We start from the raw sequence: 25,769 nt of genomic DNA, 5'->3' as shown, positions 1-25,769 counted from the left end.
TGATCAAGGAGCATTATGAAATTTAACAAGATTTTAAAAAACACATTACTTGTAGTTTTGGCATGTTTTGCACTATCAGCTTGTGCAACAAAAAAAGTATCAACAGGCCAAATGCAAGCAGACGTATACACTGGAACTGATACAGTTGAATATTTAGCATCAGGTGTTCCAGATAGAGTATTTTTTGCAACAAACGAGTCAGTATTAACAACAGCTTCTAGGGAAACACTTAGAAAACAAGCTGCTTGGTTAAGAAAAAATTCTGATATCAACATAGTCCTAGAAGGACATGCAGATGAAAGAGGAACTAGAGAGTACAACTTAGCATTAGGTGAAAGAAGAGCAAATGCAGCTAAAGATTACTTGATGACTTATGGTATTTCTTCAGACAGAATTTCAGTTTTAAGTTATGGTAAAGAAAGACCAGTAGACTCTGGATCTAACCCATTAGCTTGGTCAAAAAACAGAAGATCTGTTACAGTAAAAGCAAACTAATTTTAACTTTAAAAATTTAGACCCTAAATAAATAAATTATTTAGGGTCTTTTTTTTGCCATCATTATAATTAGTACTTAAATAATGTACTTTAAAAAAAAATTAAAAAACCTAATAATTTTTAAAATTTTATATTTTTTAGTATTTCTTCCAGTTAATGCTGAGGATCAAAATTTATATGAAACATTAGAATTAATTAAAAAAGATCTAAAGACATTAGAACGTGCCGTATACTCTGGCTCAAATGAAACAAATACAGACTTTAATACCTTAGAAATATCAGAAGGGAACTCAGAGGACGTACTAACAAGACATTTGTTGAAGTTATCTGAAATTGAAAGCCAATTTCAAGCTCTAACTAACAATTTTGAGGAGATAAATTTTAAATTAGACAAGTTATCAAGTAGATTATCAAAAGTTCAAGCGGATAATCAAATTAGATTTCAAGATTTAGAAAATTCAATATCTTCAGGAAACATTATAAGCACTTTACCCAAAACAGACGAAAATGTAGTGGAGGCATTACCAGGAAGTTCACAGCCCCAGGACCTTGGCGCAATATCGTACAAAGATACAGCTACAAATGAAACAACTCAACAAATAACATCAATTGATACTACTGCAACTGTAGTTACTGAAAATTTTCAATCTGAAGAAAAAATTTTGCCTGAAGAGAGTCCTGAAAAACAATATGAGTTTGCAACAAGTTTTTTAAAAGTTGGAGATTACACTACAGCTGAAAGAGCATTCAGAGAATTTGTAATTGCAAATGCAGATCATGACCTTGCTGGTAATGCACAATATTGGTATGCAGAAACTTTTAGAATTCGTCAGCTTTATACTGATGCTGCATCTGCATACTTAGAGGGATATCAAAAATATCCTAAAGGTGAAAAGGCTCCAATTAATTTATTAAAATTGGGTGTATCAATGGTGCAAATTGGTGAAAAAGATCAAGGTTGCAAGATGATAAATGGAGTAGAAGAACAATACCCTGATGCAAATCAATCTGTAATTCAAAAAGCTAAATATGAATCTAAAAAATTTGAGTGTAGCAAACAAGATTCATAATAAATTACTTAAAACTTTAAATAATAAAAAATTAAAAAAATTTTTTTTAGATTTTAAAAAAAATTTAAATATCAATTCTCCATTCGCGGTAGGAGTTTCTGGTGGTGCTGATAGTCTTGCTACAGCATATTTATCAAAAATTTATGCTATTCAATTTGGATTAAAGGTAAAATTTTTCATTGTAGATCATAAATTAAGACCTAACTCCACAGAAGAAGCTCAATATGTGAGAAGATTATTAAAAAAATGCTTTATCGAAGCAAAAATACTAACTTGGAAAGGAAAAAAACCAACTAGCAACATTCAAGCTAAAGCAAGAGAAAAAAGATACGAATTAATTCTGAATGAGTGCAAAAAATTAAACATAAATCATCTTATCATAGGCCATCATTTAGAAGATAAATTAGAAAATTTTATTTTGAGATTAACTAGGGGTAGTGGCTTAAGAGGTCTAGTTTCTTTTCAGAAAAAAACTTCAATGAATAAAATAAATATTGAAAGACCTTGTTTAGATTTTAAAAAGAAAAATTTAATTTATATAGCAAATTATATATTTAAAGAATTTATAAAAGACCCATCAAATGAGAATCAAGATTTTAAAAGAGTTAGAGTTAGAAAATTATTAGAAAATTTGAGTTTGGAGGGACTTGATCAAAATAAGCTTGATACAACAATTAATAATTTAAGCTATTCCAATAAAGCTATCGAATATGTAGTAGATGAAAATATAAATAAAAATATTTTCTATTCAAAAAAAAGAAAAAGGATGTATTTGAATCAAAATTTTTTTGAATGTACAGATGAAATAAAATTTAGATCTTTGTCAAAATGTATCAGAGAACTGGGAAACAAATATTATTTTGCAAGAGCAGAAAAAATAAAAAGAATACTAAATTTAGTTTCTAGTAATAAAGGATTTAAGACTACATTAGGTGGTTGTATTATTAAAAAAACCAATAATACAGTGATAATCAAGGAAGAAATTTAATAAATATTTGTTTTGATGATAAATTGACACTTGTTAAATAAATATTAATTCTTATTTTAATACTATGAATTTCAAAAACATAGCAATGTGGGCAATAATAGTTTTTTTGACTATTGGTCTTTATAATATGTTTAAAAATCCTCAAAGCAACATTAGAGGTGGAAATCAAATAATATTTTCGGATTTTTTAACTGCAGTAGAGAATGGGGAAGTTCTAAAAGTTGAAATTCAAGGAAACAATATAAAGGGTGTATACTCAAATGGAAATAATTTCTCAACTTATTCACCTAATGATCCAAATTTAATTGAAAAATTATCTGAAAAAGGTGTGAGTATTTCAGCTGCACCATTAGAAGAAAAAATGCCTTCTCTATTTGGAGTTTTGCTTTCTTGGTTCCCAATGTTGTTGCTAATAGCAGTCTGGATTTTCTTCATGAGACAAATGCAAGGAGGAAAAGGTGGAGCAATGGGATTTGGAAGATCTAAAGCAAAAATGATGAATGAATTAAAAGGGAAAGTAACCTTTAATGATGTTGCGGGAGTCGAAGAAGCAAAAGAAGAAGTTGAAGAAATAGTAGAATTTTTAAAAGATCCAAAAAAATTTAGTAGACTTGGTGGAAAGATACCAAGAGGAGCATTGTTAGTTGGTCCTCCAGGAACAGGTAAAACATTATTAGCAAGAGCAATCGCAGGTGAAGCAGGCGTTCCTTTCTTTACAATATCTGGTTCAGACTTCGTTGAAATGTTTGTAGGTGTGGGTGCCTCTAGAGTGAGAGATATGTTTGAACAAGGTAAAAAAAATTCACCTTGTATAATTTTTATAGATGAAATTGATGCAGTAGGAAGAAGTAGAGGTGCAGGTCTAGGAGGAGGAAATGATGAAAGAGAGCAAACATTAAATCAACTTTTAGTAGAGATGGATGGTTTTGATACCAATGAAGGAGTAATAATTATAGCTGCAACAAATAGACCAGATGTATTAGATCCTGCATTATTAAGACCAGGGAGGTTTGATAGACAAGTTGTTGTTTCTAATCCAGATATTATTGGAAGAGAAAAAATTTTAAAAGTTCATGTAAAAAAAATAAAAATGGCACCAGACGTTAATTTAAGAACTATTGCAAGAGGAACACCTGGTTTTTCAGGAGCAGATCTAGCAAACTTGGTTAATGAAGCTGCATTACTTGCAGCTAGAAAAAACAAAAGAATTGTTACTCTTAACGAATTTGAGGAAGCTAAAGACAAAGTAATGATGGGATCTGAGAGAAGATCAATGGTCATGAGTGAAGAGGAAAAAAAATTAACGGCATATCATGAAGCTGGTCATGCTATAGTGACGATAAACGAAAGTGCAGCATATCCAATACATAAAGCTACAATTATTCCTAGAGGAAGAGCCTTAGGGATGGTGATGCAATTACCAGAAAGAGATGAAGTGTCACAAACTAGAGAACAATTACATGCACAATTAGCTATAGCAATGGGTGGTAGAGTTGCTGAGGAAATAATCTTTGGTGATGATAAGGTGACAACAGGAGCTGTAAGTGACATTGAACAAGCAACAAAAAGAGCTAGAGCCATGGTCATGAGAGCAGGGTTGAGTAAGGAGTTAGGTCCTATAGCTTATGGAGAAAATGAAGAAGAAGTGTTTTTAGGCAGATCAGTAGCGAGACAACAAAATATGTCAGAGGAAACAGCAAAAAAAGTTGATTCTGAAATAAGAAAAATAGTTGATCAAGGATATGACAGGGCAAGGAAGGTTTTAACAGAAAAAATTGATGATTTACATAAGCTTGCAAAAGCATTACTTACCTATGAAACTTTATCTGGTGAAGAAATAGAGAATTTGATTAATAAGAATATCTATCCAGCAGATAAACAAGATCTTAAAGTAGATGACGATGATAAAGGTTCTGCTTTATCGTCAATGGGCTTGAAACCAAAAATTGTACATTAAATTCAATGAGAAGATATTACACTTCAGCGTGTAATTTCTATTATGGTAAATACTCTAAATTTCTAGTTAATAAAAGAGAGACTTTACCTCTACATGGTAAAAACAATATTTCTTTTAGTCATATTAAAATTATATCCAGAAACTCAGAAAAAATAATAAGCATAAAAAAGATAGATTCTTTACCGGAGAAAATCAAAATTCAAATAAAAAATGATTTAAAGAATATAATCAAAAAAAAAAAAAATTTTTCTAATTTAAAATTTAATGAAACGAATATAATGGGTGTGCTTAATCTTACACCAGATAGTTTTTCAGATGGAGGAAAATTTAATAACTTAAATTCTGGCTACAATCAGGCTTTAAAACTTTGTAAATCTGGTGCTAGAATTATTGATGTTGGTGGTGAGTCAACAAGACCAGGTTCAAAAACAATTGATGCCTCAAAGGAATGGAGCAGAATTAGTAAGATATTAGATAAATTGAAAAAATTTAATACATCTTTAGATACAAGAAAATCAATTATTATGGAAAAAGGTATTAAAAAAAAAGTAAATTTAATCAATGATGTATCTGGCTTAGAGTTTGATCAAAATTCAATTAAAATATTAATAAAATACAAAACACCTTTTGTGCTTCAACACTCTCAAGGTGATCCGCAAAACATGCAAAAAAATCCAAAATATCAGAATGTCATTTTAGATATTTATGATTATTTTGAAAAAAAAATTAAATTTTTGAAACAAAATGGTATTAATCATAATAATATAATATTAGATCCTGGTATTGGTTTTGGAAAAAATTTGAAACATAATTTGTCTATTTTAAAAAATATAAGTCTTTATCATTCTTTAGGATTTCCAATTTTACTTGGTATATCAAGAAAAAGATTTATTAAAGAAATTTCAGGAATTAATGATAGCATGGAAAGGATCGGCGGAACTGTTAGCTCAAGTTTATTTGCAATAATGAGAGGTGTTCAAATATTAAGAGTACATGATGTCAATGAAATCAAACAGAGCGTTAAGGTTTTCGATAAACTTTTAAATAGTTAATGAAAAAAAAATATTTTGGTACAGATGGGATTAGAGGAAAAGTAAATCAGAATAAAATAAATGGAGAAATGTTTTTTAAATTTGGTTTAGCTGCTGGGAGATATTTTACAAATTTAAAAAAAAAAAAACAAACAGCTATCATAGCAAAAGATACTAGATTATCAGGTTATAGTTTAGAACCAGCTTTAGTTTCGGGTTTAGCTTCAGCAGGAATGCATGTCTATACTTTAGGACCTCTACCTACTAATGGGTTAGCAATGCTGACAAAAATGTTTAAAGCAAATATGGGAATAATGATTACAGCGTCACATAATCCATATTTTGATAATGGTTTAAAATTATTTGGTCCAGATGGATTAAAACTTTCTGATAATATTGAAAAAAAAATTGAAAAATTAATAGATAAAAAAACTGAATTATTACTCTCCAAATATAATTTGTTAGGAAGAGTAAAAAGATTAGAAACTGCAACTGATACTTACATAAATATTTTAAAAAAAAATTTTCCAAAAAAGTTTAATCTTCAGAATATGAGGATTGTAATAGATTGTGCAAATGGTGCAGGCTATAAATCAGCTCCAAAACTAATTAAATCTTTAGGTGCTGAAGTGATAACTTTAGGAAATAAGCCAAATGGGTTAAATATAAATGAGAAATGTGGTTCTACATTTCCAAAAAAAATTCAATTAGCAGTGAAAAAAAATAATGCTGACATCGGCATCTCATTAGATGGAGATGCAGATAGAGTTATTATGTGTGATGAAAGAGGTAAAATTATTGATGGAGATCAAATAATTGCAGCTTTATCATTAAGATGGAAAAAAAAGAAAATTCTTAGAGGAGGTGTTGTTGGTACGTTAATGTCTAATTATGGATTGGAAAAATTTTTTAAATCCCAAGATATAAAATTTTCTAGGGCAGATGTTGGAGATAGATACGTGAAAGAATTGATGCAAAAAAAGAATTATAATTTAGGTGGAGAACAATCTGGACATATAATTTTAGGAAAATTTGCTACAACAGGTGATGGTTTGCTCGTAGCATTAGAAGCTTTATTTGCTATCAGAAAAGGTATCAAGGCAAGTAAGTTCTTTAATGTTTTCAAAAAAACTCCACAAATTTTGGAGAATGTTAATTATAAAAATGAAAAAATTCTAAAATCAAATTCATTATTGAGATCTATAAGTAATGCAAAAAAAATTATAAAAGGAAAAGGGAGAGTGTTAGTTAGAAAATCAGGCACAGAACCAAAAATTAGAATTATGGCAGAAAGTGAAAATATTGAACTTATAAAAAAATGTATTTTGATGATTAAAAAAGAGGTTAAATAAAGTGAAACCTAAGTCAAAAATATTAATAATCGCAGGCTCAGATTCTTCAGGAGGAGCTGGAATACAGGCAGATTTAAAAACTGTTACGAGCCTAGGCTCTTACGGTATGACTGCAATTACAGCTGTGACAGTTCAAAATACTACAGGGGTTAAATCTGTGGTTTCTATAGATCCAATTAAAATATATGATCAAATTGTTTTCACGTCCGAAGACATTAAGCCTGATGCAGTAAAAATAGGAATGTTACATTCCACAAAAGTAATTAAAAATGTACTTAGAGCTTTAAAAAAATTGAAATTAAAAAAAATAATTTTAGATCCAGTTATGATTGCAAAAGGTGGTGCAAGACTAATAGATGAAAAAGCTATTAGTATTCTAAAAAAAGAACTTATTAAAAGAGTTGATATTATTACACCAAATATTCCAGAGGCAGAGGTTCTTACAAATACAAAGATAAGCACTTTAGAAGATATGATTTTAGCTGCAAATAAACTAATAGTTTTAGGTGCAAAAAATGTTCTTATTAAAGGTGGACATCTAAATAAAAAAAACATTGTAGATGTGTTTTTAAACAAAAAAGATATCAAAGTATTTAAAAACAGAAAATTTGTGACTAAAAATACGCATGGAACTGGTTGTACTTTATCGAGCGCTATTACATCTTTTTATTCTTGTGGAAAAGATTTAAAGAAATCTTGTGAGCTTGGTATAAAATATGTTAATTCTGCCATTAAAACTAATCCTAAATTAGGAAAAGGTCATGGTCCTATTAATCATCTTAATTCAGTTATAATAAAAAAATTTTAATATGAAAAATATTACAGTAGTTGGTTCTCAATGGGGAGATGAAGGTAAAGGAAAAATAGTAGATTGGCTATCTGAACAAGCAGATGTTGTTATTAGATTTCAAGGTGGTCATAATGCAGGTCATACACTTGTTATAGATGGAGTGACATACAAACTGAGACTTCTACCCTCAGGAATTGTTAGAAAAAATAAAATTTCAATTATTGGAAATGGTGTAGTTGTTGATCCATGGTCTTTATTAGAAGAGATTGAGGAAATAAAGACAAAAGGAGTTACAGTTGACGTCGATAATTTTATTATCTCTGAATCAGCAAATTTAATTTTACCATTTCACAGAGAAATGGATGAAATAAGAGAAGATGCAGCTGGTAAATCAAAAATAGGTACCACCAGAAGAGGAATTGGACCAGCTTATGAAGACAAAGTTGGCCGGAGATCAATAAGGGTAATGGATTTAAGATCTGAAAAAAATTTAGATCAAAGACTAGAATCTGTTTTGGTACATCATAATGCGATAAGGAAAGGTTTAGGAAAAAAAATCTTTGAAAAAGACAAATTAAAAAAAGATTTATTAGAAATTGCTCCAAAAATTTTGAAATATTCTCAACCTGTATGGTTAAAAATTGATGAATTTAAAAAACAAGGAAAAAAAATATTATTTGAAGGAGCTCAAGGAATATTGTTGGATGTGGATCATGGTACTTATCCATTTGTGACATCTTCAAATACTGTTGCAGCAAGTGCAGCAACAGGAACAGGTTGTGGTCCTAACTCAATCAATTATGTATTGGGTATTACAAAAGCTTATACCACTCGAGTAGGAGAAGGCCCATTTCCTACTGAACTGACTGATAATGTAGGTGAGTTGCTTGGTAAAAGAGGTAAAGAATTCGGAACTGTTACAAGTAGAAAAAGAAGATGTGGTTGGTTTGATGGTGTTTTGGTTAGACAAACTATAAAGGTTTCAGGTATCGATGGTATTGCTTTAACAAAGCTTGATGTACTTGATGAACTTGATGAAATTAAAATGTGTGTGCAATATGAGTTAGATGGAAAAAAAATAGACTATCTTCCAGCAGCTGTGGAAGATCAAATCAAAATAAAACCTATATATAAGGTTTTTCCTGGTTGGAAATCTTCTACTAATGGGATCCAAGAATTCGATAAATTGCCAGAAAAAGCAAAAACTTATATTCAGGCAATTGAGGAATTTGTTGAAGCAAAAATTTCCAGTATTTCCACTAGCCCTGAAAGACAAGATACCATCTTAATTGAAAATCCTTTTGAGATTTAGTTTGCTGGAAGTAAATTTTTTGATTTAGCTAGTAAAAGCATTTGTTTTTGAAGTTTTTCAAATGCTTTATTTTCTATTTGTCTTACTCTTTCTCTGCTAACTTTGTATTTTTTGCTTAAATCTTCCAAAGTCTCTGGATCATCATTTAATCTTCTAGAATAGAGTATCTCTCTTTCTCTATCATTAAGAACTTTAATTGAGTCTTTAAGTAAATCTTTACGTTGTTCCATTTCTTCTTGATGTGCAAATTTTAAATCATGATCTAATTCTTTATCGACTAACCAATCTTGCCATTCATCTCCATCTTCTCCTACTTGTGCATTAAGTGAAAACTCTTTACCTGAAAGTCTTCTATTCATTGAAACAACTTCATCTTTGCTTACATCTAGTTTATTAGCAATTTCTGTTACATGTTCATTTCTTAAGTCACCTTCCGCATCAGGTGCAATTTGATTTTTTAATTTTTTTAAATTAAAAAATAGCTTCTTCTGTGCTGTTGTAGTTCCAATTTTTACTAAACTCCAAGATCTAAGAATATATTCTTGTATTGACGCTTTTATCCACCACATCGCATAAGTCGCGAGTCTAAAACCTTTTTCAGGCTCAAATTTTTTTACTGCTTGCATTAATCCAACGTTACCTTCAGAGATCATTTCATTGATTGGTAAGCCGTATCCTTTATATCCCATAGCAATTTTTGCAACTAATCTAAGATGGCTCGTAACAAGTTTTTCTGCAGATTTAATATTACCAGTGTTTTTCCAATTTTTTGCAAGCATGTATTCTTCTTCTGCATCTAGCATTGGAAATTTTTTAATTTGGTCTAGATATGCAGATAAACCACCTTCATTACTTAGAATTGGTAAATTACTGTTCATTGCTATGCTCATGTGTTGAAGTACTTAATAAATAATTAAAATAATTCAATATCTTATTTTTCTGCATTTCTTAGTGTTTTAAGTATTATTTCAAGCTCTTGTGGCAAAATTGAGGAAAAAACCATTTCTTCACCACTTTTAGGATGAATGAAACCCAAAGTTTTTGCGTGTAGAAATTGACGATCTAAGCTTGTTATCAAATTGTTAAGTTGTTTATCAATATTCTTTATTGATTTATATTTTTTTTTGTATTTTGTATCTCCTAAAATACTGTTTCCTAAATAATTCATGTGCACTCTAATTTGATGTGTACGTCCAGTCTCTAATTTACATTCAACCAAACTTAAAGTTGGCGTATTTTCATTTTCAAAAACTTCTAAGGTTTGGTAATTTGTTATAGCCCATTTTCCTTTTGTTAAAGAAGCCTCCATCATTTGTCTATTTTTTGAACTTCTTGTAATGTAGGTTTCAATTTTACCTTTAGAAGGTCTAATTTTTCCCCAAATAAGAAGTTGATAAACTCTTGTTATAGTATGTTCATTAAATTGAATTGATAAATTTTCATGTGTTTTGTTATTTTTTGCAACAATAATTAAACCTGAAGTATCTTTGTCTATACGATGAACTATGCCTGGTCTTAATTCATCTCCAATTGTTGATAATGAATTTTTATCATAACTAATTAAAGCATTAACAATAGTATTATCATAATTACCAGGTGCTGGATGCATAGCTATGCCAGCTGGTTTATTTATAATAATTAAATCATCATCTTCAAAAACTATGTCTAGTTTAAATTTATAAGGCTTTAATGATAATTTTTTAGGCTCAGGTATTGAAATAAGTATCTGATCCTCAGCGTTAATTTTTTTTGAAGGATCAGTTAAAATATCATTATTATATTTTACATTTCCATTAAGTATGAGGTTTTTAATTCTTGTCCTGCTTAGTTCTTTATTTCTTTTATTTAAAAATATATCAATCCTTTGATTTTCCTCTTTACTTTCTACAATATATTTTATTTTATTATTCATTTAGTGTATTAATTTAATATGCGCTTGTAGCTCAACTGGATAGAGCGCCAGATTTCGGCTCTGGAGGTTCTGGGTTCGACTCCTAGCAGGCGCGCCACATTTATTCACCCATATTTATTAAAGTTCCTTTAACTCTAGCTATATTAAATGAATAATAAAATATTGCTATTGCAATAAAAAGATACAATACATTCAAATACAGTGCATTTATGATATTTGAATAATCAACAAATCCGCTGACTAATATATTTCTAGTTTCTTCAAAAATATAAACTAAGGGTAGACAGTAAGCGATTGTTTGAAAAAAATCTGGTAAAGTTTCGACTGGATAGTAAATACATCCAAATGGGGCTAATAAAAACATTGTTGACCATGCAATGTTTTCAAAAGATGGTCCAAATCTAAGTAAACCTGCTGAAACTAACAATCCTAAAGTAATTCCAAAAATATATAGACTTAAAAAAAGAAATGCCAAAGGTAAACCCAAGTTTAATAATGAAATTCCAAATAATGGAGAAGTTAGGAGTATTGCAGGAATTAAACCTATCAATGCTCTGATTAAAGCCGTGATAACTAAAGAGACTATAATTTCACTAATTTTCATAGGTGCTATAAAAAGATTAGTAAAATTTCTACTCCATATTTCTTCTAAAAATAACATATTAAAACCAATGCTTGTTCTGAAAAGAAAGTCATAAAGTACAGCACAAGAAAGTATTACGCCAACTGCTCCATTATAATAATTGCTATGATCGGCAAAAAAATTTGAAATAAAACCCCATAATGTGATTTGAATTGATGGCCAATAAATTAAATCCAGAACTCTTGGGAAAGATCTAGTAATTAAATAAAAGTGACGTAAAAAAAGACCATAAATTCTAGTTATATTCATTTTCATATCTCGCTATTTTTAAAAATACTTCCTCTAAATTTTTTCTTCCATGTTTTTCAATCAGTTCATCTGGAGTTCCTTTGTCAACTATGCTTCCATCTTTCATCATCAATACAGAATTACATAATCTTTTAACTTCATCCATATTATGAGAAGCTAATAGTACTGAAATTTTTTTTTCTTTTTTATAATTTTCAAGAAAAGTTCTTATAAAATCACCTGTTTCAGGATCTAAAGAAGCAGTTGGCTCATCTAACAAAAGAACACTTGGATCATTAATCAAAGCTTTTGCTAAACTTACTCTATTTTTTTGTCCTGATGATAATTCTCCAGTAATTTTATCTAACAAATTTTCTAAACGAAGTTTTTTTGAGAGATAATCAATTCTATCATCTAAATTTTCAATGTTGTATAATTTTCCATAAACAATTAAATTTTGCTTAACTTTGAGTTTTTTTGGTAATTCAATATATGGAGATATAAAATTTAATTTTTTTAAAATTGGAATTTTGTTTGTTTCTAAGTTAGATCCATTAATCAAAACTTTGCCATTAGTAGGTTTTAATAAACCAAGTATCATTCCTATAGTTGTGGTTTTACCACAACCATTTGGACCTAAAAGTCCTATAATTTCATTCTCATTTATTTTGAAGCTTATATTGTTTACTGCAATTTTAGATTTATAACTTTTTGATAAGTTTATAACTTCTATTGAATTTTTCATTTAAATTTTGCAGCTCTTTTAAGTCTGTCATTTATTGAAAGCCCTAAACCAATATTAGGAATTTTTTCAACTGCAATTCTTTTAAAACCACTTTTTTTAATCTTTCTTAGTACACTATAAAGGTTTTTAGCAGCTTCTTTGAGGTCAGATTTCTTACTTAAGTAAAAAAAATTTTTTTTATCATTTTTTCTCTTAATTATCAGTATATGTGCAACATCATCATTGGCTTTTTTTACATTTAATTTGATTGGTAAACCAGGAGAGTAATGTAATTTCAGTTGTCCAGGTGCTGATATTTTTTTTGGACTCAATTTAAAATTAAGTTTTGTTTTGATTTCTTTTTCAATTTTTTCTATTTCCAAACCACCCAGTCTTAAAATTTTAGGTTTATTTGTTAAGTCAATTATAGTTGACTCAATTCCTATTTTAGACTTTTTACCTTGTAATATAAATTTAACCTTGTTTCCAAAATCTTCATTTATATGCTTTGGTTCTACCGCGCTAACTTTTGTAGACAAGTTTGCACTTGGTGCAGCTAGAGGATAGTCTAAGTTTCTTAAAAGCAATTTTGTTATAGAATGTTTTGGAAACCTTACAGCTAATGTTTTTTTTTTATTTGTAACATAATTTGATATTTTTGATTTTTTTTTTAGTTTTAAAACAAAAGTTAATGGGCCAGGACAAAATTTTTTATAAAGTTTTATAAAATTTTCATTTATTTCACAGTCTTTTTGTAAATCTCTAATTTTTAAGTAGTGCACAATCAAAGGATTAAAAAAGGGTCTTTTTTTTAGTTTAAAAATTTTTTTGACAGCATTTGAAGAGTAAGCGTTTCCTGCAAGTCCATAAACAGTTTCTGTAGGAATTGCCACACATTCATTATTATCTAAATAATATTTTGCTTTTTTAATATTTGAATAGTTTCTTTTCATGTAATATCAGTCATTAATATATGAAAGATAAAATTTTACCAAATGAATATAGCTCATATTCTCTTCAAGAATTAAAAGATGAGGCAAATAAAATTGTAGATTTTTTAGAAAAAGAAAAAAATCTTGAAAGTTCAATTGATAGTTATCAAAAATTATTACAATTAAATAATTTAATAGAGAAAAAATTTAAAGAAGATACAAGACAAATTTCTGTTAATTCAAAAGAAAAAATTCAAAAATTAACCTCAAAATTAAATGCTAAAAGAACTAACTAAAATTGCAAAAGACACAAATAGTTTTCTGAAGACTTTTGTGAAATCTCAAAAAAAAACAGAACTAATTATTCCGATGTCATATGGTTTATTCTCTGGTGGTAAAAAAATTAGATCAAAAATACTAAAAGATATTGGTCACATATTTAACGTAGACTACAAAACTTTAATTATAATTGGCAGCGCGGTTGAATGTATTCATGCTTATTCTTTAATACATGATGATTTACCATGTATGGATAATGATGATATGAGAAGAGGCAAACTTTCAACTCATAAAAAATTTGGAGAATCCACTGCTGTACTTGCTGGCAATTCACTTCTAACTTTAGCCTATGAAATTTTAAGTAATAAAAAACTTAAGATTAAAGATCAAACTAAATTAAAACTTATAAAGAAAATATCAGAATGTTCAGGTCATCAAGGTATAGCTGGAGGACAATTTTTAGATTTAAATTTTGAACATAAAAAAGTTTCAAAAAAAAGAATTATTGAAATGGAGATAAAAAAAACTGGTAAACTTTTTAGTTTTTGTTGTATGGCTCCATTAATCATAAAAGATAGAAATGCTAAAGAAATATTAATGTTTGAAAAAATTGGATCTGAAATTGGTTTATTATTTCAAGTAGCCGATGATTTGATCGATCATAAAGGATTATCCTCTTCAGCAGGAAAAAAGACAAAAAAAGATCATAAAAAAGGAAAAGCAACCTTAATTAGTTTACTCGGTTATGAAAATACTATTAAATACGGCGAAGAAATAAAAACAAAAATTTTAAAAAAAATAAATAAATACGGATTAAAAACAAACGAAATAAGAAAAACTCTAAATTTTATTTTAAATAGAAATAAATGAGTAAAAAATATAAATTTCTAAATCAAATTAATTTTCCATCTGATTTAAAAAAAATTTCTGAAAAAGATTTAAAAGTTGTATCGGATGAATTAAGAGAAGAGGTAATAGATGCTGTTTCCACAACTGGAGGACATCTTGGTGCCAGTTTAGGAGTTGTAGAATTAACAGTTGCTCTTCATTATGTATTCAATACACCACAAGATAAAATAATTTGGGATGTTGGGCATCAATCCTATCCCCATAAAATTCTCACAGGTAGAAAGGATAAAATTAGAACTTTAAGACAAGGTGGAGGAATTTCAGGTTTTACAAAAAGAACTGAAAGTGAATATGATCCATTTGGAGCAGCACATAGCTCAACCTCAATTTCTGCTGGACTAGGTATTGCTGAAGCAAACAAATTATCTAATAAAAATGATGATGTCATTGCAGTTATTGGAGATGGCGCCATCAGCGCTGGTATGGCTTATGAAGCAATGAATAATGCAGGAACATCAAAAGCAAAAATGATTGTTATTTTGAATGATAATGAAATGTCTATCGCAAAACCAGTTGGTGCAATGAGCACTTATCTTGCGAAAATTTTTTCTGGAAAAATTTATTTTAGTTTAAGAGAAACAATAAAACTTATTACTTCAGCTTTTTCAAAAAGATTTAGTGCTAAAGCCGGAAAAGCTGAAGATTTATTTAGATCAGCTGTAACGGGAGGAACTTTATTTCACTCACTAGGATTTTATTATATTGGCCCTATTGATGGACATGATTTAACTACTCTTGTACCAATATTAAAAAATGTTAAACAATCTAAGCACCAAGGTCCAATTTTGATTCATATTAAAACCCAAAAAGGCAAAGGTTATTCATTTGCTGAAAAAGCTGATGACCATTATCATGGAGTATCTAAGTTTAATGTGGGTACAGGTGAACAAGTAAAAGCATCTGCATCAGCGCCGTCATATACCAAGGTTTTTGCTAAAACTTTAATTGAGCACGCAAAAAAAGATAGTAAAATTGTTGCAGTTACAGCTGCTATGCCTGGCGGTACAGGTTTAGATGTATTTGGAAAAGAATTTCCAAGCAGAATGTATGATGTCGGAATTGCAGAACAGCATGCAGTAACTTTTGCTGCAGGTTTAGCTACAGAAAATTACAAACCTTATGCTGCAATTTATTCAACTTTTTTACAAAGAGCTTATGATCAAATTGTTCATGATGTTGCAATACAAAGTTTACCTGTAAGATTTGCAATTGATAGAGCCGGACTAGTTGGAGCTGATGGCCCAACACATGCAGGAAGTTTTGATATTACTTACTTATCTACTTTACCAAATTTTATAATAATGGCTGCAAGCGATGAAGCAGAATTAGTAAGAATGATTAACACATCTGTAGATATAAATGATAAACCTTGTGCATTTAGATATCCTAGAGGAACTGGGTTGGGCACAGAATTACCACCAATTTCTGAAAAAATTGAAATTGGTAAGGGAAGAATTATTCAAGAAGGAAAAAAATTAGCAGTTCTTAATTTTGGGACTAGACTAAGTGAAGTTCTAAAAGCATCAGAAAATTTAAAGAAAAAAGGAATAAATATTACGGTTGTAGACGCTAGATTTGCTAAACCTTTAGATGAAAATTTAATCTGGCAATTAGCAACTACACATGAATCAATTCTTACAATTGAAGAGGGCGCAATAGGTGGTTTTGGTTCACATGTTGTTAATTTTTTAACAAAAAAAAATCTATTAGACACAAATTTAAAATTTAGATCAATGATATTACCAGATTTATTTATTGACCAAGACAAACCGGAAAGAATGTACTCAGAAGCTTTGTTAGACTCAAGTTCTATAGAGGATAAAATAATGGATTTAATAAATTCAAATATAGTTTTACAAAAACAAAACTAAATTATTTACACTGAGCTTTGTGCATTAGGTAATGATCCAACAAAACACAATTCATCATTGCTTCACCAACAGGCACAGCTCTTATTCCAACACATGGATCATGCCTACCTTTTACTGATATAGTTGTGTTTTTTCCAAATTTATTTACTGTTTTTCTAGATGTTAAAATTGATGATGTTGGTTTCACAGCAAAAGATACAATTATTTCTTGCCCAGACGAAATTCCTCCCAAAATACCTCCAGCATTATTGGATTTAAACTTAAGTGTGTTTTTATTTTGAGATATTTCATCAGAATTTTCTTCACCACTTAATTGTGCTGAATTCATGCCTGAGCCAATATTTACTCCTTTCACAGCATTAATACTCATCATAGCCGATGCTAAATCCATATCTAGTTTTGAGTAAATAGGAGCTCCTAATCCTGCAGGAATACCATTAGCTCTTACTTCGATTATAGCCCCACATGATGAACCAGCTTTTCTAATACCTAAAAGATATTTTTCCCAAATCTTCAACATTGTTTTGTCAGGGCAAAAAAATGGATTTTTGTTAATAAATTTTTTATCCCATTTTGAGGTATCACACCCAAGTATTCCTAACTGAGTCACTGCACCCGAAACATTGAATTTTTTTCCAAAATTTTTTTCTAAAACTTTTTTTGCAATTGCTCCAGCAGCAACTCTTGCTGCTGTTTCTCTAGCAGAAGATCTGCCACCTCCTCTATAGTCTCTGATGCCATACTTTTTAAAATATGTTAAATCTGCGTGACCGGGCCTAAACTTATCTTTTATATCTCCATAATCTTTTGATCTCATATCTTGATTGTAGATAATCATTGAGATTGGAGTTCCAGTTGTTTTTCCTTCAAACACACCAGATAAAATTTGAACTTTGTCACTTTCCTTTCTTTGAGTTGTAAATTTTGATTGTCCAGGTTTTCGCCTATCTAATTCAAATTGTATGTCTTTTTCATTTAATTGAATCATAGGTGGACAGCCATCAACTACACATCCAATAGCTGGACCATGAGATTCACCCCAAGTTGTGAATCGAAATATCTTTCCAAAAGTGTTAAATGACATTATTTATACTGTATAAATTATTTTGTTAAAATTATGAACGAAAAAAACACCCTAGGTCTAAATAACTGTTTTTTAGATTTATCAGATCCTTTTGAGTTGTTTGGAAAGTGGTTTGAAGAAGCAAAAAAAAGAGAGCCAAATGATCCAAATGCTCTGGCACTTGGCACATCTACTAAAGACGGTGTTCCATCAGTTAGAATGGTTTTGCTTAAAGGGTTTAATTCTGAAGGATTTGTATTTTATACAAATTTAAACAGCAAAAAAAGTAATGATATTAAAGAAAACCCTAATGTGGCGATGTGTTTTCATTGGAAAAGTTTATTAAGACAAATCAGAATTGTTGGAAAAGTTTCTCAAGTTTCTGATGAAGTAGCGGATAAATATTATAATTCCAGAGGATATGAAAGTAGAATTGGAGCATGGGCTTCAAAACAAAGTAGTATCTTAAAAAATAGAGATGAATTAAAAAATTCAATTGATGAATTTAAAAAGAAATTTAATGATGAAAATAATGTTCCAAGACCAGATCATTGGTCTGGTTGGAATTTAAGTCCGCATTCAATTGAGTTTTGGTTAGATGGCGAAAGTAGAATTCACGAGAGATTAAAGTATATAAGAAATGAAAATAATACTTGGGACAAAGTATTACTAAGTCCTTAAAAATCTCTTTCAAGGCTAAAAGAAGTTAAACCTAGCATTATTTTTTTATTATCGTCCTCATCAAATGCACTTAAAGCATTTCCAGCGAGATTAATATAGTGTTCTGCTTTTCTATAACAATCTGAAATAATGTTATATTTCTTAATTAAAGATAAAATATAATTAAAATCTTTATCATCTTTATTTTCTTTTGAAAAAATATTTTTTATATTTTCTTTTTCTTTTTCAGAAGTTTTTTGACAAAGTAAAATTATTGGTAGAGTAATTTTATTTTCGAAAAAATCTTTACCAATTTTCTTACCAAATAGTTTTAACTCAGAATTATAATCAAGAGTATCATCAGCGATTTGAAACGTAAGACCTAAGTTTCTTCCATAAAATTCTAGAGCTTCTTTTTTTTTACTATCTACATTAGATAAAATTGCACCAACTTTTGTTGCAGCAGCAAATAGTTCTGCAGTTTTGGCTGTAATTATTTTTAAATATGTTTCCTCAAGCATATCAACTTCACCTTTGTGTTGAAGCTGAAGTACCTCACCTTGCGCAATTTTAGAAGAAGTCGATGATAAAAGTTTTAAAACTTCTAAGTTTCCATCTTCAACCATCATTTCAAAACATCTACTTAATAAATAATCACCAACTAGTACTGATGATTGATTTCCCCATATTTGATTTAATGTTTTTTTATTTCTTCTGACTAATCCGTTATCGATTACATCATCATGCATAAGAGTTGCACTGTGAATTAACTCAACACACGCAGCCAAGTTAACATCCCTTGACCCACTGTTGTAACCACATAATTTTGCTGAGATTAGAGTTAATAAAGCTCTAAGTCTTTTACCTCCAGTTTTAATATGATAATCAGTCATCTCTTTGACTAATTCTACATGACTGTCTAATTTTTTTTCGATTCTCTCTTCAACTAAAGCTAGCCTCTGTTCATTAGAATCTCTCAGTTGAAAGTAAGAATTATTTATTTTGTTTTTTAATTGTACTACTGTTCCCATAATTTGATTGGGTATAATTAGTATAATTAGTTTGTAATTATCACTTATCAATTGACGCACCTTAAACTTCAATTATAAGGTGTCTTTATAATCTAGAAAAAAACTATAAAAATCAAATATGTTCTCATTGTTTAAAAAGAAAAAAATTATTCCTCATATAAAATTAAGCGGTGTAATTGGTAATGTTGGAAAATTTAAGCAAGGTATAGATTTTGCTGGCCAAGAAGAAATTATTAAAAAAGCTTTTGAGCTTAAAAAATCACCATGTGTTGCAGTGACTATTAATTCACCAGGGGGGTCACCAGTGCAATCTCATTTGATTTATAAATTAATTAGATATCAAGCAAAAAAAAATAAAACAAAAGTAATTGTTTTTGCTGAAGATGTTGCTGCTTCAGGAGGTTATTTAATTGCATGTGCTGGAGATGAAATTTACGCAAACTCAAGTTCTATCATAGGCTCTATTGGAGTAATTTATTCTTCGTTTGGATTTACAGAATTAATTAAAAAGGTTGGAGTAGAAAGAAGAGTACACACTGCTGGAAAAAATAAAAGTACGCTAGATCCTTTTATGGAAGAAAAACCTGAAGATATAGAAAGATTAAAAAAGATTCAGTTAGATTTACATAAAGATTTTATAAATGTTGTTGAAGAAAGTAGAGGCGTAAAGTTAAATAAAAATGATGTCGAATTATTCTCTGGTGAATTTTGGTCAGGTTCAAAAGCAAAAGAATTAGGACTTGTTGATGGAATTGGTGATGCTAATGAAGTTTTGAGGAATAAGTACGGAGATGATGTTGTTATTAAAAAGTTTGAAAAATCAAAGAGTTGGTTGAGCAAAAAACTTTCGTCTTCAACAGATCAGATTGATCAGTTTGCTAATATTGTTGAGGAAAGATCTATTTGGCAAAGATATGGTTTCTAAAAAAAAAACTCACCCAAAAACACTAACTTTTCAAGAAACTATAATGAACCTCCAAAAGTTTTGGAGCAAGGAAGGATGTGCTATTTTACAGCCTTATGATATGGAGGTCGGAGCAGGAACATTTCATCCTGCAACAACTCTGAGATCTCTAGGACCCAAACCTTGGAAAACAGCTTATGTCCAGCCATCAAGAAGACCTACTGATGGTAGATATGGAGAAAATCCAAATAGATTACAACATTATTATCAGTTTCAAGTTTTGATTAAACCATCACCGAACAATATTAAAAAACTTTATTTAAAAAGTTTACAAAGTATCGGCATAAATCATGAAGATCATGATATTAGATTTGTTGAAGATGATTGGGAAAGTCCAACTTTAGGAGCCGCAGGTTTGGGCTGGGAAGTTTGGTGTGATGGAATGGAAATTACTCAATTTACATATTTTCAACAAATGGCTGGCTTTGAGTGCAAACCAGTATCAGTAGAATTAACTTACGGTTTAGAAAGAATTTGTATGTTTACCCAGCAGAAAAAAAATGTTTATGATTTAGTTTGGAATTCTGAAGGCTTGCTATACCGAGATGTTTTTCATCAATCTGAAAAAGAATTTTCAATTTACAATTTTGAAAAAGCGAATGTAGAAAATTTATTTAAAATGTTTGATATGCATGAGGAAGAAGCAAAATCTTTAGCTGAAAAAAAAATATCACTACCTGCTTATGACCAATGTTTAAAAGCTAGTCACGTATTTAATATTTTAGATGCTAGAGGAGCAATAAGTGTTGCTCAAAGAGCAGGCTATATTGCAAGAATTAGAGAGATTACAAAAACTGCAGCAGCAGCTTGGGTAGAAAGTCAAAATTAGAAATGTCAGAATTCTTTTTAGAATTGTTCAGTGAAGAGATACCTTCTAATTTACAAAAAAAATTAAGAGATGATTTATTAGAAAATTTTCAAAAAAGTTTTAATGAAAAATCAATTGAATTTAAAAATAGTTTTAGCAAATCCACTCCCAATCGTGCTGTAATAGTTTTCGAAGGACTTAAAAAAGAGACAATAATAAAATCTGAAGAAATAAAAGGACCAAATATCAAAGCACCTGAAAAAGCAACAGAAGGATTTTTAAGATCTAATAATATTACAAAAAAAGATTTGATCATCAAAAAAACAGACAAAGGTGATTTCTATTTTTTTAAAAAAAAACAACAAAAAATAAAAACTCAGAATATTTTAAAAGATTTAATTTTAGAAAATTTGAACAGAATACAATGGAAAAAATCAATGAGATGGGGCTATGGTCAATTAAATTGGGGAAGACCTTTAAAGTCAATTTTAGCTATATATGACAAAAAAAAAATAGATTTTAAATTTCATCATATACAATCTAATAACTTTACTTTTTTGGATGCTCAATTTGAAGAAAGAACAAAGATAGTCAAAGATTATAAAGATTACCAATCCAGTCTAAAAAAAATAGAAAAAATTGTAGATAATGATGAGAGAGAAAAAATAATAGAAAAACAATTTAGTAAAATTGAAAATAAAAAAAATTTCTTAATTGATCGTAATCGTAAAGTGTTAGATGAAGTTATAAATTTAACAGATCAACCTAATTGTATCATTTGTAAGTTTGATGAAAGATTTTTAAAAATTCCAAAGGAAATTTTAATAATAACAATGCAACATCACCAAAAATATTTTCCAACCTATAATACTAAAGGTGATCTTACTAATGAATTTATAGTTGTTTCTAATAAGTTAGATAAAAAAGGATTGATTAAGCTTGGAAATGAACGAGTGGTTGAAGCAAGACTAACAGACGCTGAATTTTTTTGGAACAAAGATAAATCTTTAAATTTAGTCAAACAAGTTTCAAAATTAAAAGCAATGAATTATTTTGAGGGGCTTGGGACATACTATGACAAAGCTCAGAGAATGAGAAAATTGGGATCAATGATTTCGGATGAACTTTTAATTAGTAAAGAAAAAGTAGAATTGTCTGCATCAATTTCTAAAGTTGACTTAATTTCAGAAATTGTTGGTGAGTTTCCAGAGTTACAAGGACTAATGGGGGGATATTTTGCAGAGGCACAGGGTTTTGAAAAAGATATTTCAATTGCAATCAGCGAACAGTATTTACCTATTGGCTTAGATTCAAAAATTTCTAAAAAACCCTACAGTATAGCATTGTCTATTTCTGATAAGTTAGACAGTTTGGTAGGTTTTTTTGGTATAGATAAAAAACCCACAAGCTCTAAGGATCCTTTCGCATTGCGAAGAGTAGCACTTGGTCTTGTGAGAACAATAATTGAAAATAAAAAAGATTTTAAGATTAAAGATTTAATAAGATATTCTGCAAGTTTATACGAAACTCAAAACTTAAAACTTACAAATCAAAATTTGTTCAATGATCTAGAAGATTTCTTGATAGATAGATTTAAATATTACATGCGGGAAAAAAACATCAGACATGATATAATTGAAGCATCAATTGTAAATATAAACCTGAATACTCCTATGATAGAATTTGATAAAGCAAAAACTTTAAATAAATTAATCACTAATCAATCTGGCAAAGATGTAATCGCAATTTATAAAAGAGCTTCAAATATAATTGAGAGTGAAAATAGAAAAAAATTTAAATTAGATAATACAACTGATCCTGGTATTTTTAAGTCAGATTTTGAAAGAAATCTTTTAAACAAAATCAATGATATTCGAAAATATTTTTCATCAATTGATAATTCAGAAAATTATGAGGAAACTTTATCAATTTTAGCCAGTGCAAAAGAACCTTTGGATGCTTTCTTTGATAATGTTCAAGTAAATGACAAAGATGAAAATATAAAAAAAAACAGATTGGAACTTTTACAAATGTTTTGTAAAACGTTTGAAAATTTTACAAATTTTTCAAAACTAGAAACCACTAAGTGAAAAAACTAATTTTAAATTTTAAATCAAAAGAAACTAAGAAAATAAAGAATCCTAAAAATTTTCTAGGCGGGAAAGGTGCAAATTTATCAGAAATGGGAAGGATGGGTTTACCTGTGCCTCCTGGATTTACGATATCAACAGAAGTCTGTAAATTATTTTATAAAGACAAAAAAAGGTTAGGAAAAAAAATAATTGAACAAATTAAAAAAGAATTAAAAGTAGTCGAAAAAGATGTATCCAAAAAGTTTGGGGATAATAAAAATCCATTATTATTATCAGTAAGATCTGGTGCCAGAGTATCCATGCCGGGTATGATGGATACTATTCTTAATTTAGGTTTAAATGACAAAACTGTAGAGGCGTTATCTAAAAAAACATCTAATGGTAGATTTGCTAAAGATAGCTATAGACGCTTCATTCAAATGTATGGAAATGTTGTAATGGGTGTTGAAAGTTACCATTTCGAGGAATTAATTGAAAACTATAAGCTCACTAAAGGTGTTTTGCTTGACACTGATCTAGATGAGAGTGACTGGGATGGTTTAATTGATGACTTTAAAAAAACAGTTAAGGAAAAATCTGGAAAAGATTTCCCTCAAGATGTTTTTGATCAGCTTTTAGGGGCAGTTAGCGCAGTATTTTTGTCTTGGGAAAGTAATAGAGCAAAGGTTTATAGAAAATTAAATCAAATTCCTTCCGAATGGGGAACTGCTGTTAATGTTCAATCAATGGTTTTTGGTAACATGGGTAATGATTGTGCAACTGGCGTTGTTTTTACGAGAAACCCATCAGATGGTTCAAACGATATTTATGGAGAGTATTTGATTAATGCACAAGGCGAAGATGTCGTTGCTGGTACAAGAACCCCACAATACATTACAAAAAAAGCTAGAAAGTCTGCAGGTGTAGAAGCTTTATCAATGGAAGAAGCTATGCCAAAAGTTTACAAAGAATTGGATAAGATTTTAAAAAAACTAGAGAAGCATTATAAAGATATGCAGGATGTTGAGTTTACAGTAGAAAATCAAAAACTATGGATGTTACAAACAAGATCAGGAAAAAGAACTTCAAAATCTGCAGTTAAAATTGCTGTAGACATGGTTAAGGAAAAGTTAATTTCTAAAAAAGAGGCTGTATTAAGAATAGATCCAAATTCTTTGGATACATTACTGCACCCTACATTAGATGAAAAAACAAAAATAAATGTGATTGCAAATGGTCTTCCAGCTTCCCCTGGGGCAGCTTCTGGGAAGGTTGTTTTTGATTCTGATGAAGCTGAAAGATTAAATGATATGATGCAAGACACTATCTTAGTTAGAGTTGAAACTTCCCCAGAGGACATACATGGTATGCACGCAGCTAAAGGAATTCTAACAGCAAGAGGAGGTATGACCAGTCATGCTGCTGTTGTAGCAAGAGGAATGGGGAGACCATGTGTTTCTGGATCTAGTGAAATTGAAATTAATTATGAAGAAAAAATATTCAAAACAGCAGATCAAATTGTTAAAGAGGGTGATGTAATTACTATAGATGGATCAACTGGAAGGGTGATCTTAGGAAATGTCCCAACAGTTCAACCAGAAATTTCTGGTGATTTCTCAAAACTTATGAGTTGGGCGGATAATTTTAGAAAACTGAAAGTTAGAACTAATTCTGAAACACCATTAGATACCAAAACAGCAAGAGACTTTGGGGCTGAAGGAATTGGATTATGTAGAACAGAACATATGTTTTTTGATGAAGAGAGAATTTTATCAGTAAGAGAGATGATTCTATCCAAAACTAAAGAAGATAGAGCAAAAGCTTTAGATAAATTACTTCCTCATCAAAAAAAAGATTTTATGGAAATATTTAAAATTATGAATGGTCTGCCAGTAACTGTAAGATTATTGGACCCACCTTTACATGAATTTTTACCAAGAACAGAAAAAGAGATAGGAGAAGTAGCATCAGTCGTCAATTTACCAGCTAAAGAAATAGAAAATAGAATTAACGAATTACACGAACAGAATCCAATGCTAGGCCACAGAGGTTGTCGATTAGGTATATCGTTTCCGGAAATTTATGAAATGCAATGTAGAGCAATCTTTGATGCTTTATGTGAATTAAAGAAAAATAAAATCAAGTCTGCATTTCCAGAAATTATGATTCCTTTAGTTTCTACAGAGATGGAAATAAAATTAATGAAAGAATTAGTAAAAAATACTGCAAAAAATGTTCAAAATGAAAATAAAGTTAAAATTGATTTTCTAGTTGGTACAATGATTGAATTACCAAGGGCCGCAATCAAAGCAGGAGATATTGCAAAACATGCAGAGTTTTTTAGTTTTGGTACTAATGATTTAACTCAAACTACATTTGGGATTAGTAGAGATGATAGTGGAAAATTCTTAAATGATTATATAGAAAATAAAATATTCTCGATCGATCCTTTTATTTCTATTGATGATGGAGTTGGAGATTTAGTCAAGATTGCAGTTCAACAAGGAAAGAAACAAAATAAATCAATTAAACTTGGAATTTGTGGTGAACATGGTGGTGACCCAAAAAGTATTGAATTTTGTTCTAAAGCAGGGTTGAATTATGTATCTTGTTCTCCTTATAGAGTACCAGTAGCCAGACTCGCAGCTGCGCAATCAGAAATACAAAAAAAAAATTAA

23 protein-coding genes and 1 tRNA gene are annotated in these 25,769 nt (G+C 29.6%); 17 read left to right on the top strand and 7 right to left on the bottom strand.

What is annotated here, in order from left to right:
• Positions 1-15: 15 nt before the first annotated feature.
• The 8 genes from pal (at position 16) to ACTT9U_RS06810 (ending at position 8,995) form a co-directional block, all read left to right on the top strand.
• Complete coding sequence (gene pal, locus ACTT9U_RS06845; RefSeq protein WP_440932413.1) at positions 16-495, top strand: peptidoglycan-associated lipoprotein Pal; 480 nt, start codon at positions 16-18, stop codon at positions 493-495.
• An 83-nt stretch (positions 496-578) separates the two neighbouring features.
• A complete protein-coding gene (ybgF, locus tag ACTT9U_RS06840; protein WP_440932412.1) occupies positions 579-1,565 on the top strand; it encodes a tol-pal system protein YbgF in 987 nt (328 codons plus the stop codon).
• Positions 1,525-2,553: a tRNA lysidine(34) synthetase TilS gene (gene tilS / locus ACTT9U_RS06835; RefSeq protein ID WP_440932411.1), complete on the top strand. Its 1,029-nt coding sequence runs from the start codon at positions 1,525-1,527 to the stop codon at positions 2,551-2,553. Before ybgF ends, tilS begins: the two co-directional genes overlap by 41 nt.
• Before the next feature lie 64 nt (positions 2,554-2,617).
• Positions 2,618-4,510 (top strand): ATP-dependent zinc metalloprotease FtsH, encoded by a 1,893-nt coding sequence (ftsH, locus tag ACTT9U_RS06830; protein WP_440932410.1) that lies wholly within the window; start codon positions 2,618-2,620, stop codon positions 4,508-4,510.
• 5 nt (positions 4,511-4,515) lie between these two features.
• Positions 4,516-5,562, top strand: coding sequence for a dihydropteroate synthase (gene folP / locus ACTT9U_RS06825; protein ID WP_440932409.1), 1,047 nt, complete (start codon positions 4,516-4,518; stop codon positions 5,560-5,562).
• Entirely contained in the window at positions 5,562-6,893 is a 1,332-nt protein-coding gene (gene glmM / locus ACTT9U_RS06820) for a phosphoglucosamine mutase (RefSeq protein WP_440932408.1), read from the top strand. The genes folP and glmM overlap by 1 nt, the downstream gene beginning before the upstream one ends.
• A gap of 1 nt (position 6,894) precedes the next feature.
• On the top strand, positions 6,895-7,701 hold the full coding sequence (gene thiD / locus ACTT9U_RS06815) for a bifunctional hydroxymethylpyrimidine kinase/phosphomethylpyrimidine kinase (protein ID WP_440932407.1): 807 nt from the start codon (positions 6,895-6,897) through the stop codon (positions 7,699-7,701).
• A 1-nt stretch (position 7,702) separates the two neighbouring features.
• Positions 7,703-8,995, top strand: a complete 1,293-nt coding sequence (locus ACTT9U_RS06810; protein WP_440932406.1) for an adenylosuccinate synthase — start codon at positions 7,703-7,705, stop codon at positions 8,993-8,995.
• Here ACTT9U_RS06810 and rpoH read toward each other — a convergent pair.
• Both rpoH and ACTT9U_RS06800 read right to left on the bottom strand, forming a co-directional pair.
• Complete coding sequence (gene rpoH, locus ACTT9U_RS06805; protein WP_440932405.1) at positions 8,992-9,873, bottom strand: RNA polymerase sigma factor RpoH; 882 nt, start codon at positions 9,871-9,873, stop codon at positions 8,992-8,994. The genes ACTT9U_RS06810 and rpoH overlap by 4 nt on opposite strands.
• Positions 9,874-9,926: 53 nt before the next feature.
• Positions 9,927-10,907, bottom strand: coding sequence for an RluA family pseudouridine synthase (locus tag ACTT9U_RS06800; protein WP_440932404.1), 981 nt, complete (start codon positions 10,905-10,907; stop codon positions 9,927-9,929).
• 20 nt (positions 10,908-10,927) lie between these two features.
• Between ACTT9U_RS06800 and ACTT9U_RS06795 the strand changes: the two genes are divergently transcribed.
• Positions 10,928-11,004, top strand: a tRNA-Arg gene (locus ACTT9U_RS06795).
• A gap of 3 nt (positions 11,005-11,007) precedes the next feature.
• Here ACTT9U_RS06795 and ACTT9U_RS06790 read toward each other — a convergent pair.
• Genes ACTT9U_RS06790 through ACTT9U_RS06780 form a run of 3 tightly spaced genes read right to left on the bottom strand, consistent with a single transcriptional unit; the run spans position 11,008 to position 13,455 of the window.
• Complete coding sequence (locus tag ACTT9U_RS06790; protein WP_440932403.1) at positions 11,008-11,805, bottom strand: ABC transporter permease; 798 nt, start codon at positions 11,803-11,805, stop codon at positions 11,008-11,010.
• Positions 11,786-12,523, bottom strand: a complete 738-nt coding sequence (locus ACTT9U_RS06785) for an ABC transporter ATP-binding protein (RefSeq protein ID WP_440932402.1) — start codon at positions 12,521-12,523, stop codon at positions 11,786-11,788. Before ACTT9U_RS06785 ends, ACTT9U_RS06790 begins: the two co-directional genes overlap by 20 nt.
• Complete coding sequence (locus tag ACTT9U_RS06780) at positions 12,520-13,455, bottom strand: L-threonylcarbamoyladenylate synthase (RefSeq protein ID WP_440932401.1); 936 nt, start codon at positions 13,453-13,455, stop codon at positions 12,520-12,522. The genes ACTT9U_RS06785 and ACTT9U_RS06780 overlap by 4 nt, the downstream gene beginning before the upstream one ends.
• A gap of 20 nt (positions 13,456-13,475) precedes the next feature.
• Between ACTT9U_RS06780 and ACTT9U_RS06775 the strand changes: the two genes are divergently transcribed.
• From ACTT9U_RS06775 to dxs, 3 genes are read left to right on the top strand one after another with little or no spacing between them, the layout of a single operon-like run.
• Entirely contained in the window at positions 13,476-13,730 is a 255-nt protein-coding gene (locus tag ACTT9U_RS06775; protein WP_440932400.1) for an exonuclease VII small subunit, read from the top strand.
• Positions 13,711-14,583, top strand: coding sequence for a polyprenyl synthetase family protein (locus ACTT9U_RS06770; protein ID WP_440932399.1), 873 nt, complete (start codon positions 13,711-13,713; stop codon positions 14,581-14,583). Before ACTT9U_RS06775 ends, ACTT9U_RS06770 begins: the two co-directional genes overlap by 20 nt.
• Entirely contained in the window at positions 14,580-16,493 is a 1,914-nt protein-coding gene (gene dxs / locus ACTT9U_RS06765) for a 1-deoxy-D-xylulose-5-phosphate synthase (RefSeq protein WP_440932398.1), read from the top strand. Before ACTT9U_RS06770 ends, dxs begins: the two co-directional genes overlap by 4 nt.
• A gap of 1 nt (position 16,494) precedes the next feature.
• Here the strand turns inward: dxs and aroC are convergent, their stop codons facing one another.
• Positions 16,495-17,577 carry a chorismate synthase gene (gene aroC, locus ACTT9U_RS06760; RefSeq protein ID WP_440932397.1) on the bottom strand — a complete coding sequence of 361 codons (1,083 nt, stop codon included), beginning with the start codon at positions 17,575-17,577 and terminating at the stop codon, positions 16,495-16,497.
• A gap of 33 nt (positions 17,578-17,610) precedes the next feature.
• Here aroC and pdxH point away from each other — a divergent pair, with 33 nt between their 5' ends.
• The gene (gene pdxH, locus ACTT9U_RS06755) at positions 17,611-18,237 is read left to right on the top strand and encodes a pyridoxamine 5'-phosphate oxidase (RefSeq protein ID WP_440932396.1); all 627 of its coding nucleotides are present in this window, start codon (positions 17,611-17,613) and stop codon (positions 18,235-18,237) included.
• Here pdxH and ACTT9U_RS06750 read toward each other — a convergent pair.
• Positions 18,234-19,247, bottom strand: coding sequence for a polyprenyl synthetase family protein (locus ACTT9U_RS06750; protein ID WP_440932395.1), 1,014 nt, complete (start codon positions 19,245-19,247; stop codon positions 18,234-18,236). The genes pdxH and ACTT9U_RS06750 overlap by 4 nt on opposite strands.
• A 118-nt stretch (positions 19,248-19,365) precedes the next feature.
• On the opposite strand from ACTT9U_RS06750, the gene ACTT9U_RS06745 reads away from it, so the two are divergent.
• Genes ACTT9U_RS06745 through ppdK form a run of 4 tightly spaced genes read left to right on the top strand, consistent with a single transcriptional unit; the run spans position 19,366 to position 25,769 of the window.
• Entirely contained in the window at positions 19,366-20,172 is an 807-nt protein-coding gene (locus tag ACTT9U_RS06745) for a S49 family peptidase (protein WP_440932394.1), read from the top strand.
• Positions 20,162-21,040 carry a glycine--tRNA ligase subunit alpha gene (locus ACTT9U_RS06740; protein WP_440932393.1) on the top strand — a complete coding sequence of 293 codons (879 nt, stop codon included), beginning with the start codon at positions 20,162-20,164 and terminating at the stop codon, positions 21,038-21,040. The genes ACTT9U_RS06745 and ACTT9U_RS06740 overlap by 11 nt, the downstream gene beginning before the upstream one ends.
• A gap of 2 nt (positions 21,041-21,042) precedes the next feature.
• The gene (gene glyS / locus ACTT9U_RS06735; protein ID WP_440932392.1) at positions 21,043-23,109 is read left to right on the top strand and encodes a glycine--tRNA ligase subunit beta; all 2,067 of its coding nucleotides are present in this window, start codon (positions 21,043-21,045) and stop codon (positions 23,107-23,109) included.
• A complete protein-coding gene (gene ppdK / locus ACTT9U_RS06730; RefSeq protein ID WP_440932391.1) occupies positions 23,106-25,769 on the top strand; it encodes a pyruvate, phosphate dikinase in 2,664 nt (887 codons plus the stop codon). Before glyS ends, ppdK begins: the two co-directional genes overlap by 4 nt.

Source organism: Candidatus Pelagibacter sp., assembly GCF_052049975.1.
GTDB lineage: Bacteria > Pseudomonadota > Alphaproteobacteria > Pelagibacterales > Pelagibacteraceae > Pelagibacter.
The sequence above is the reverse complement of the archived record's forward strand: the minus strand, read 5'-3'. Positions and strand labels throughout refer to the sequence as shown.